Annotated in this window: 8 protein-coding genes and 2 pseudogenes; 5 read left to right on the forward strand and 5 right to left on the reverse strand. The window is 65.6% G+C overall.

What is annotated here, in order from left to right; genetic code table 11:
- The first annotated feature begins 37 nt into the window (after positions 1–37).
- From ASH02_RS05485 to ASH02_RS05500, 3 genes and pseudogenes are all read left to right on the forward strand, one after another.
- Positions 38–1,448, forward strand: a pseudogene (locus ASH02_RS05485) (IS1380 family transposase).
- A 420-nt stretch (positions 1,449–1,868) separates the two neighbouring features.
- The gene (locus tag ASH02_RS05495; RefSeq protein ID WP_082563742.1) at positions 1,869–2,471 is read left to right on the forward strand and encodes a TetR/AcrR family transcriptional regulator; all 603 of its coding nucleotides are present in this window, start codon (positions 1,869–1,871) and stop codon (positions 2,469–2,471) included.
- 37 nt (positions 2,472–2,508) lie between these two features.
- Complete coding sequence (locus ASH02_RS05500) at positions 2,509–4,878, forward strand: MMPL family transporter (protein ID WP_056681087.1); 2,370 nt, start codon at positions 2,509–2,511, stop codon at positions 4,876–4,878.
- Positions 4,879–5,476: 598 nt separating this feature from the next.
- On the opposite strand, the gene ASH02_RS05505 is transcribed toward ASH02_RS05500, so the two are convergent.
- The 3 genes from ASH02_RS05505 to ASH02_RS05515 form a co-directional block, all read right to left on the reverse strand.
- Positions 5,477–7,198: an MDR family MFS transporter gene (locus ASH02_RS05505; RefSeq protein WP_082563741.1), complete on the reverse strand. Its 1,722-nt coding sequence runs from the start codon at positions 7,196–7,198 to the stop codon at positions 5,477–5,479.
- Positions 7,195–7,680, reverse strand: a complete 486-nt coding sequence (locus ASH02_RS27490; RefSeq protein ID WP_369292738.1) for a MarR family winged helix-turn-helix transcriptional regulator — start codon at positions 7,678–7,680, stop codon at positions 7,195–7,197. The genes ASH02_RS05505 and ASH02_RS27490 overlap by 4 nt, the downstream gene beginning before the upstream one ends.
- Positions 7,681–8,266: 586 nt before the next feature.
- Positions 8,267–8,716, reverse strand: coding sequence for a MarR family winged helix-turn-helix transcriptional regulator (locus ASH02_RS05515; protein ID WP_156393615.1), 450 nt, complete (start codon positions 8,714–8,716; stop codon positions 8,267–8,269).
- 74 nt (positions 8,717–8,790) lie between these two features.
- Here ASH02_RS05515 and ASH02_RS05520 point away from each other — a divergent pair, with 74 nt between their 5' ends.
- Positions 8,791–8,961: a hypothetical protein gene (locus ASH02_RS05520; protein WP_235532562.1), complete on the forward strand. Its 171-nt coding sequence runs from the start codon at positions 8,791–8,793 to the stop codon at positions 8,959–8,961.
- Between the two features lie 50 nt (positions 8,962–9,011).
- Entirely contained in the window at positions 9,012–9,317 is a 306-nt protein-coding gene (locus ASH02_RS05525; RefSeq protein ID WP_056681076.1) for a hypothetical protein, read from the forward strand.
- 110 nt (positions 9,318–9,427) lie between these two features.
- Here ASH02_RS05525 and ASH02_RS05530 read toward each other — a convergent pair whose 3' ends face one another.
- Both ASH02_RS05530 and ASH02_RS05535 read right to left on the reverse strand, forming a co-directional pair.
- Positions 9,428–10,429 (reverse strand): IS110 family transposase, encoded by a 1,002-nt coding sequence (locus ASH02_RS05530; RefSeq protein ID WP_056681073.1) that lies wholly within the window; start codon positions 10,427–10,429, stop codon positions 9,428–9,430.
- A gap of 6 nt (positions 10,430–10,435) precedes the next feature.
- Positions 10,436–10,929: pseudogene (locus tag ASH02_RS05535) on the reverse strand (IS3 family transposase); the annotation flags it as partial.
- Positions 10,930–10,989: the final 60 nt, after the last annotated feature.

The following is a 10,989-nucleotide window of genomic DNA, read 5'->3' on the forward strand; positions in this document are numbered from 1 at the left end:
GGGACCGATTTCCACCACCACGAAGGGCATCTCGTAGATGCAACTCTGCCACACGCCCCGTGCCACGTCGGCGGTGTTCGATGATCCGAATCTCGTGTCGTCGGCCGGGCTGGTCCCGGTCCTCGCGCTGGCCCGGTCCGCCGGGCTCCACGAGCTCGCTCAGCAGCACTTGTCGGTGCCAACGTACAAGGGCGCCAACTCCGGTCTGAAGGTCGCCTCCCTGGTCGCTGGGATGGTCGCAGGCGCGGACTCCATCGACGACATGGCGCTTCTTCGTCATGGCGGGATGGGCCGGGTCTTCACCAGCGCCTACGCGCCCTCGACGCTGGGATCGTTCTTGCGGTCGTTCACGTTCGGCCACGTCCGCCAGCTCGACGCTGTCGCCTCCCGGTTCCTGACCCGGCTGGCCGACCAGGCACCGATGATCACTGCGGGCCAGGAGTCGACCCAGCGGGTGATGGTCGACATCGACGACACCATCTTCGAGGTCCACGGCCACGCCAAGCAGGGCTCAGGCTACGGCTACTCCGGGGTCCGCGGCCTCAACGCGCTACTCGCCACCGTGTCCACCAAGGACACCGCGCCGCTGATCGTGGCCCAACGGCTCCGCAAGGGATCGTGCGGTTCACCACGGGGTGCGAAGCGTTTGGTCGCCGACGCGTTGAAGACCACCCACCAGCTCACAGGTGCCTCCAGCCTGCGACCGCTGGTGCGCGCGGACTCCGCGTTCTACGGACACCCGAGCATCGCAGCCGCGCTCAAGGCCGGCGCAGACGTCTCGGTCACTGTCCGCCTGGACAACCGCATCAAGGCCGCGATCACCACGATCGCCCAGGACGCCTGGACCCCGATCGAGTACACCGACGCCGTGTTCGACGAGCAGACCAAGACCTGGATCTCCCGCGCCGAGGTCACCGAGATTCCCTTCACCGCGTTCGCTGCGCAGAAGAAGACCAACCACGTGCCAGGACGGCTGGTGGTGCGCCGGATCCCGGACCTCAACCCGGGCAGCAAGGACGGCCAGGACACCCTGTTCGACACCTGGCGCTTCCACGCCTTTTTCACCACCACCGCCCCGGTCGTGGCCGACACGGTGGCCGCGGACAAGACCCACCGTGGCCACGCGATCATCGAACAGGTCCACGCCGACCTGAAGAACTCCGCGCTGGCTCACCTGCCCTCAGGGCAAGTTCACCGCGAACGCAGCCTGGCTCGTGCTGGCCGTGATGGCGTTCAACCTGACCCGAGCCGCCGCGACCATCACCGGCCCGGGACTCGCCAAGGCCACCACCGCGACCATCCGCCGCAAACTCATCGCCGTGCCCGCCCGAGTGGCATCCTCCGCGCGAAGAGTGACCCTTCACCTCCCAACCGCGTGGCCCTGGGAGACCGCCTGGACCGAGCTCTTCACCCGGGTCTGCGGACCACCACCGGCATCGACGACCTGACCACCCCAGCCGACACGGCACGACGACCAACCTGGAACGACCTGGCAGCGAGGCCAGACCAACAGCCACGCCCACGCACCCGAGAACCCCTCGTCAGCGACCGCGGACGCTCAACCCCAGCTCATCGGTGGATCGAGGCTAAAGCGCCGTTCTACGTCGTCAACGGGGTCACCGCTGCCGGGAGCGCGACATCCTCGGGATCTGGGCCGGCGAGGGTGCGAAGTTCTGGCTCAAGTTCGACGTGTTCGACGACGGCTGCAGTCGACCCCTCGTCCGGCGAGCGACCGCCAGCAGAGCCAGCACCGCGTCAGCGAACTGCTCAGCGCCAGTCGTCGATTGGTTCCGCACGGCGGTTGCGTGGATATCGCCCTGCTCATTGGGCAATGTTGCTCATTGGGCAGCGACCCCCATACTGGGTACATGGAGCGTGGATTGCGGGATGTGAAACGCGAGGCGACGGCTCATGCCCTGGCCCAAGCGGCGTTCGAGCTGACCCGTGAGCGGGGTCTGTTCGGTTTCGTCACCGCAGACGTGGTCGAGCGGGCTGGGTACTCCCGTCGCACGTTTGCGAACCATTTCTCCTGCAAGGAGGAGGCGGTCGCCTCGGTGGCCTTCAGCCGCATTGACGATGTCGGTGCGATCTTGTCAGGCCTACCGGCGGACCTCCCGTTGCCCGACGCTCTCCTCGCGGTGATGCGGGAGCAGTTTACGGCCGACACGCTGGTGTCGATGCGGGAGTTGCTGGCGATGGCTCGGCAGTACCCGACGCTCGAGCCTTACGTTCTGGGTGTCCAGCAACGGATGCGCCAGTCTGCCCAGGAGTTGTTGGGATCGTTGGCTGGGGACCGTTACCCCGGCATCTACGTGCCATTGCTCTTCGGAGCCGTGTACGGCGCCGTCACGGCCGCCCTGGAGGGCACCCTCGACGTGCGACTTGACGGTGACCGCGACGCTTCGCCGGGCGCGATGGACTACACCTCCTTCCTCGACATCACCTTCGACTACCTGCGTACCGGCTTCTAGCCACACGCAGTTCCCCCACTGAGGAGAAACAGCCCGCATGTCTACGTTCCTGTACCGGCTCGGGCGAACTGCCTTCGGTCGCCCCTGGTTGTTCATCGCGGGCTGGCTGGCCGTGCTCGCGGTGGTCGTGGCCGGCTTTGCCATCAACGGCGTGAGCGTGAGCTCGGAGATGAAGATCGAAGGCACCGAGGCGCAGACCGTTCTCGACCGTGTCACCGCGGAGCTCCCCCAAGCCTCGGGGGGCCAGGCAAGTGTGGTCTTCACCGCCCCTGAGGGTCAGCGTCTCGACACCCCGGAGCGCCTCGCGACGATCAGCAACACCGTCAACGAGATCTACGCGCTCAAGCAGGTCGTCAACCCCCTCGACGCGGCGCTGGGCGCCCCTGCCGACGCCCCCGGCGTCGGACCAGGCGGCCCAGGCGAGCCGGGACCAGGCTCCGGCTCGCAGCCGGGGAACACCCCCGCTGCTGGGCCGAATCAGGGCCAGGCGCTGCCGTACCAGCCGCTGGTGGTCGACGGAAGACCGGTGCCCGGCGTGCTGGTGTCATCGGACGCCCAGGTGGCGCTCTTCCAGTTCCAGTTCAAGGTCGCGACGTTCTCGCTGACCGACAAGGACGTCACCGCAGTCCTCGACGTGATCGACCGCTCCGAGACCGGCTCGGACATCACGGCCCTGCCGAGCGACACACTGAAGGCCTTGGAGGTTCCGGTCGGGGTCGGCGAGGTCATCGGGCTTGCGGTCGCGGCGATCGTGCTGGTGCTGACCCTCGGGTCGCTGGTCGCAGCCGGACTGCCGCTGATCACCGCCCTGGTCGGGGTCGGGATCGGCGTCGGCGGCGCCTACGCCCTGTCGACGATGGTGACGATGAACTCCGCGACCCCGGTGCTCGGGCTGATGGTCGGCCTCGCCGTCGGAATCGACTACGCGCTGTTCGTCGTGAACCGTCAGCGACGCCTGATCCTCGACCGGGGCCTCACCGCACGGGAGGCAGCCAGCAGGGCCGTCGGGACCGCAGGCAGTGCCGTCTTCTTCGCAGGACTCACCGTCCTCATCGCGCTCACCGCCCTGAGCGTCATCGGCATCGCGATGCTCACCACCATGGCACTCGTGGCGGCCACCACCGTCGCGTTGGCCGTGCTCATCGCCCTAACCCTCCTGCCGGCGCTGCTGGGCCTGGTCGGAGAGCGGATCTGCTCACCCAAGGCCCGGGAGCGGCGTCGCGCGAAGGTGGAGGCGGAGTCCCACAGCGTGGCCGACCACTGGGTGAAGGGCGTGATCAGGTTCAGGTGGCCAGTGATCGCTGTCGTCATCGCCACCCTGGGTATTGCCGCCATCCCAGCCGCGAGCATGGACCTGGGTATCCCCACCGGCGCCACCGCGAACAAGGACACCGCCGCCCGGCAGAGCTATGAGGCAATCTCACGTGGCTTCGGCGAGGGCTTCAACGGCCCCCTCCTGGTCACCGCAGAGCCGACCACGACCGGCGCCTCGATCACCCCCGAGCTCACCGCCACCCTGACCAAGGAGCTCCAGCAACGCGACGACATCGTGCTGGCAGCACCCGTCGGCACCAGCGAAGCGGGCGACCTGCTCGTGTTCAGCGTCATCCCCACCTCCGGACCCAGTGACGCTGCCACCAGCGACCTCGTGAACTCACTGCGTGAGCCGGGCAACCCCATTGCCCAGCACAACCAGGTGAGCCTGGGCGTGACCGGCTTCACCGCCATCAACCTGGACATGTCCGAGAAGCTCGCGGGCGTGCTGCCCCTCTACCTCGCGATCATCGTCGTGCTCTCGCTCCTGATCCTGATGCTGGTCTTCCGCTCGGTGATCGTCCCCATCAAGGCCACCATCGGCTTCCTGCTCAGCATCCTGGCCACCTTCGGCATCACCACCGCCGTCTTCCAATGGGGCTGGCTCAGCGGCCTCTTCGGGTTCGACACCGGCGGCCCACTGATGAGCTTCATGCCGATCATCGTCACCGGCATCCTCTACGGCCTCGCCATGGACTACCAGGTCTTCCTGGTCTCCTCCATGCGCGAGTCCTACGTCCACGGTCACCACGGAAGGCACAGCGTCATTCACGGTTTCGATCAGGCCAGCCGGGTCGTGGTCGCAGCCGCCGCCATCATGATCTCAGTGTTCTCCGGCTTCATCTTCAGCCACGACATCATGATCAAACAGGTCGGGTTCGCCCTCGCCACGGGCATCCTCATCGACGCCTTCATTGTCCGGATGACCCTCGTCCCGGCACTCATGGCGATCTTCAGCGAAAAAGCATGGTGGCTGCCCCGCTGGCTCGACCGCCTGCTGCCGAACCTCGACGTCGAGGGCGACAAGCTCCTGACCATGCTCAACGAGCAGTCCGAGACCGCCCGACGGCGAAGGATTGAGATCCGGAACTGACGGTCATGCAGCCAAGGTTCCGACTCATGTGGCAGGTGAGTCAACCGACGCGACCCACGACCCCGCACACCGAGCTGGACCGGCCGACTGCGAATGCGCGCGCGTGCCGATGACTACATACGCTGCTTGCTGACCCACCAGTCTCGCGCCGGAACCTCACCGCCGCCTTCGAGACGACGTCGAAGGCGGCCATGACGGCCAACGAAGCGGGTACGGGCCATCAACTCGGAGGATACGCAGCGCCTCGTTGGCATGGCCCCCATCCGCAGCTCACTACCGATCACCCCCAGCACCGACGATCGGGCCCGATCACGAGGGTGCCCCGTCGCGGCGGCAACCCCCGGGAGCCTTCTGTGAAGGCCGTAGGCGGAGGCCAGGTCACCCCATCGGCGTCGAAGAGCAATCGGTACCCGAGGTGGTGCTCGGCGTCGAACTGACGCTGCCGGGCGATTGTCGGTGACGTTGTCGCGACTGATCCCTGGTTACGTCGGCCGCCGTGAACTCGGCGGCCTGGTCACGGAATTGGCAGCTCTGCGCGGTGCAGCCTCGTCATCGACCTTCTACTGCGTCGGGGTGCCACATCTGGGTCGGCGAGCATCTACGAACGGGGTACGCGCGTGGGTGTCGTGCCGGTTGGGTCAGTGCCCTGGGTCACATCGCTATCGTCTTCGTGGTCGAAGTCGTCACCGTAGTCTGCATCAGGATCGACGCCGCTCTCGAAGGCGCGTGTGAGGTTGTCGGCGGCGCTGTCGTGGTGCGTACCGCGACGAAGGGGCGTCTCTCGGAGAAAGAGCAAGACGAGGAACCCGATAATCGCGAAGGGCACGGCAGCCAGGAACGTTGTCTGCAGCGCGTCGGCGAAACCGCTTGTGACAGCGGTATGGATCGGTTCGGGGAGCGCAGCGATCTGGTCGGGGCTCCCCAGTTTGGTGGCACCGCCGACTGCCTTGCCGGGCGGCACCCCCGCCGCCTTGAGCTGGGCGGGAATGGTGTCACGCAACCGGTGGGTGAGCAGTGCCCCGAAGACTGCCACGCCAAGTGCGCCGCCCAGTGAGCGGAAGAATGTAGCGCCGGAGGTGGCGACGCCGAGATCCTTATGTTCGACCGCGTTCTGCGTAGCCAACACCAGGACCTGCATGACCATGCCGATGCCGAGTCCGGTGACGAGCATGTAAACACCGGCCAGGGTGAGGGAGGTGTTCTCATCAAGAAGGCTCATCAAGAAGAGTCCGACGGTCGTGATGAGGAGTCCCAGGAGAGGAAAGACCTTGTAGCGACCGGTCCGGGTGATGATTCGTCCCGAACCGATCGATGTCACCAACAGTCCGACCATCAGCGGCAGGGTCAGCAGGCCTGACGCGGTGGGGGTCTCTCCCTTGACGATTTGCAGGTATTGAGGCAGGAAGATGATCGCGCCGAACATCGCCACACCGACGGTGAACCCCGCAAGGCTGGTGATCACGAAGGTGTGATTCGCGAAGAGATGCGGAGGCATGATCGGTTCGACGACACGTCGCTCCTGCCATACCGCGAGCGCGAGCATCAAGAGCGCAAGCGCACCGAGGAGGTACGTCCAGCCAGAGTTCCAGGCGAACTCCTTGCCCCCGAGCGACAGCATGAGCAGCAGGGAGCTGACACTGCCCACGATGAAGAACGCCCCAAGCCAATCGATGGCATGTTGACGACGAGGGAAGGGGAGCTTCAACACCCGTTCGGTGACAACCAGCGCGGCGATCCCGACCGGAATCGGCGCCCAGAACGTCCATCGCCAGGATAGGTGCTCGACGAGGAAGCCGCCGAGCAAGGGGCCTGCGACGGTGGCGAGACCGAACACGGACCCGATGTATCCCTGGTAGCGCCCTCGCTCGCGAGGACTGACCACGTCCCCGATGATCGCTTGGGAGAGAGCCATGAGTCCGCCGACCCCCAGACCCTGGACGGCGCGCGACCCGATCAGTTGCGGCATGTTCTGCGCAAAGCCGGCGGCCAGCGAAGCCACGAGGAAGATCCCGATGGCGGACTGGAACATGATCTTTCGGCCGTAGAGGTCGGATAGCTTGCCCCAGATGGGAGTAGAGGCCGTGGACGCCAAGAGGGTGGCGGAGACCACCCAGGCCAACTGCTCCTGTCCACCCAGCTCGCCGACGATGGTGGGCAACGCGGTCGCCACGATGGTTTGGGATAGCGCCGCGACGAGCATCCCCAACATCAGGCCGACGAAGACGGTAAGGATCTGCCGGTGCGACAGGATCGGCATTCGAGAGCCCTCGTGCGTCGACGTGTCGCTGGAGGGTGTGGGCGCGGCTGATGCCTCGGTCATTGAATGCGAACTCCTCTGCGTGGTGGCCGTGGTGCTGTTTCCGCTGTCGTTGACCCCGGAGGGGCGGGGGTCGCGTCTTCCAGTTCGGCCATGTCTCGGTTGAACTTGCCCAGGAGGCGGGCGAAGTCCTCCTGGTCCTTGGAAGGCCATGAACCCAGAATGCCGCGCACCGCTTCGCGTCGCCTGGCCCTCGTCGCAACGAGCGACTCTTCCCCAGCCGCAGTAAGCGTCATACGACAGGCGCGACGGTCCTCCGGGTCCGGTACGCGCGTAGCCAACCCGGCCCTCTCCAAGTGGGCAACTTGCCGACTAATAGTCGAGGCGTATAGTCTGAAGTAGCTGGCCAACTCCCCCGGCCGCTGGGGTCCTCGATCGTAGATCAGACCCAGAATCGCGTACCCGGAGCGTTCGAGCGGACGACCACCGTCCGGGCCGCGTCCATGCAGGTGAACCTTTTGCGTGCGTCGCACAAGCAAGATCACCTGACGCTCGACCTGACTCAAGACATCGGATCGCGTGGCCTCCTCGTCTATAAGAGCCGTCGAGAGCTTCTGATCGTTCGACAAGGACTACTCCTCGGGACGGCTTGAATGCCGCGATGGTCCGGGAAGGAAAGGCCACCCATGGCCTCGGGTGCGTTGAGGGGGAAGTGGTTCATCCAGTTCGGTCCTCGGCTCTAGCAGTTCAGGCCGCTCGACAGCCAGGAAGTCCTCCATGGTTACGAGCCCGCGCGCCACTTCACGTCGCAGCCTCAACTCGGCGAACAACCGGATCCGGGGTGCCGGCGTGTCCTGCACCCATTCCATGTACATAAACTGACCCGCGCACCAGCAACTACCGCAGGCCACCAGGCCCCCCATGCACCACCAGAGAAAGTATCGAGTCAGATCGATGAGCGCGTAACTCATCTGCTGCCAACCGATGCCATGCAGATCCGCGTACCTCATGGCCCACCTCCAACCAGGGACCGGGCATACACCCAGGCGCCGAACGACCGTGCGGAACGAAGCCTTCAACCGCAAGATACCCGTGATTACATAGGAGGAAAAGGGTATTCGATAGGCTGATTCACGCCAGGTCCGCGAGGTGCCGCAACGATGGAACCACCAACGCTTGCTCCTCGGCCGCGGGCGCGATCCAGGCGACTGACAATCGATCAGCCACCACCCCCTCCTTGGCCGCCAGCAACTGCTCGCCGCGCTCCGTGAGGGCCAGGAGCCGGCGGCGCCGATCGTCGTCTGCCGGGACGCGGCGCAAAAGGCCGTTCGCCTCCAAGAACGCCGCCTGTTGGGTCACGGTCGGCTGACTCAGGGCGGTGTAGTCAGAAATTGCGACAATTCCCTCGGCGGCGCAAGCCTGAACAGCATCGAGAAGGACGAGTTGGGGAACGGTAACGTCCTCGAACAGGGGCTGCAGCCGACCTCGGATGCGTCTTACCACGGCAAGAAACGCCAGGGCCGCGTCGGCGAAGTCCTCCGGGCCACGCGGGGCGCGGGACGGCTGCAACGTTGAGGTCATCAACTGCATCCATGAGGCGACGCCTACGTGACTCCTCGGCGTCCGGGATCTTCCCGGCCCCGCCCGGGGTGGACATGACCGAGCTGTTCCTGCCCATGCTCATCATGAGTGACGCACCTCGGCACACCCAGCCGCGTCATCTGGTCAGCAAGGCCTTCACCGCGCGCCAAATCGCCCGGGTCGAGGCGCGCGTCCAGACCCTCGTCAACGACCTCCTCGACCAAGTTTCCGGCCCACGCTGCTGACCGCATCGTTAGAACGCGGACTCGTCGGCGACCCCGAAAGCCGCGAGGAGATGGCCATCGAGCCCTGGCGGCAGGCCACCAAGACCTACCGGGGCGGGCGCATGGTCATCGACGAACTGACTGAGAACCCGCCAACCGAAGGAGTAGCCCACGCTGTCCGCACGACCGCGCGCCACGACTGGGCAGCCATGGCCATCGCAGCCGGGCTGGCCAGTGGCCTCGACGAACCAGCGATTCGAGTGGGCCACCGCCTCGAGATCGAAGCGCGACGGAGCAACCAGCTTGCAGAACACACCGCGGCACGCGAGCCGCGACCGCGAAACGTGCTGAGCAAGATCAAGACGATCAGCCGTTAGGAGGTAAGCGCGAGTCGTTTCGACTACCGCTGGTCGGCGAACACCGCGAGCAGCCTCGGCGAGGATTTAGAACCAAGCCCCGCCCAGGGTGACGTCCCCTTGCTCCTATGTCAAGCAGCTGTCGCTGTCGACGCTGTGTTGGCCTCGGCGTCGGTCGTGAGGGCCTTGAAGACGACGTCGGATAGCCGTCTCTTGAGCGCTCTGATGGACTCGGCCTTGTTGTCTCCGGCGGCGCGCCGGCGCTCAAGGTAGGTTTTCGCGTCCGGGTGGTAGTGCGCTTGGGTGATGGCGATGCGATGGATCGCTGCGTTGATCTGTCGATTGCCGGTGCGGCTGAGTCGGTGTCGTTCGTTGTTCCCTGACCAGACGGGAAGCGGTGCGGTGCCGTTGTGGCGGGCATAGGCGTGCCGGGATCGGAAGCGTCGGACGCCGGCGGTCTCGCCGAGGATCTTGGCCGCGCTCAAGGTCGCACAACCGCAGATCTCCAGGAGTGCGGGTGCCTGCGCGCGCACCAACTGTTCCAGTTCTTGGTCGAGCTCCAGGATCTCGGCGGTGAGCAGTCTGCATCGCTCGACCAAGCCGCGTGCCAGCCGGGCGACGGTGCCATCCTCGCGGGTGAGGTGTTGCAGGATCGCCTTCAGATGCTTGGCTCGCCACAGGGAACGAGCTGGTGGCGCCCAGGCTGGGTCCAGCTCGTGCAGGTGCCACCGCAGCCGGTTGATCGCTCGGGTGCGCTCAGCCACGAGGTCGTCGCGATGGTCTGCCAGCAGTCGGACCTCTCGGGCCGGCCCGTCGAGGCTGGCGGTGGGAAGGTTCGGTTCGCGCAGTGCTGCTCGTGCCACCGCCAGTGCATCGATGGGGTCTGACTTGCCGTAGGTACGGGCGCCGTCTCGAGCGTGGGCCATCATCTTCGGAGGAACTCTGACGATCCGCTCACCAGCTCCGAGGAGGTCGCGCTCGAGTCGCCGCGAGAGATGGCGGCAGTCCTCGATTGCCCAGGTTCGGGCGTCGCCGAACTGCTCGGCCCAGCACAGCAACTGCAGGTGATCAGCTGTTGTCGTGCCCGTTGTTCGTTCGCCCAGTTTGGGGACTGCTGCACGAACGGGTGACAGTTTCGGTTAGGCCGCTTGGATCGCGGTTGTCATCATGATCAACTCGTATTCGACAGGGTCAATCGTCCGAGAGCGGCCTGTCGACGGCGTCGGTGGTAAGTCTTCTCGATCCACGTCACTATCGCGATCCGCAGATCCTCACGCGTCGCCCACGCCCGTCGGTTGAGGACGTTCTTCTGCAGCAGCGCGAAGAACGACTCCATGGCTGCGTTGTCACCAGCTGCCCCAACGCGACCCATGGAGCCGACCATCGAGTGACGGTTGATCGCGTGGACGAACTTCCTGCTTCGAAACTGCGACCCGCGGTCGGTGTGAACCACACAGCCGGCCACATCACCGCCTTCGATGCGGCGGCGAGCAACTGCGTTGTTCAGCGCCGCGACCGCCAGCGACGACTTCATCCGTGAGTCGATCGAGTAGCCCACGATCCGGTTGGAGTACACGTCCTTGATCGCGCAAACGTAGAGCTTGCCTTCGCCGGTCCAGTGCTCGGTGATGTCCTATGCCGACCTTGGAACTATGCCGACCATTTCAGCGGTCGCGCAGGTCAACGGTGATGC

This window comes from Nocardioides sp. Soil796 (assembly GCF_001429525.1).
GTDB lineage: Bacteria > Actinomycetota > Actinomycetes > Propionibacteriales > Nocardioidaceae > Nocardioides.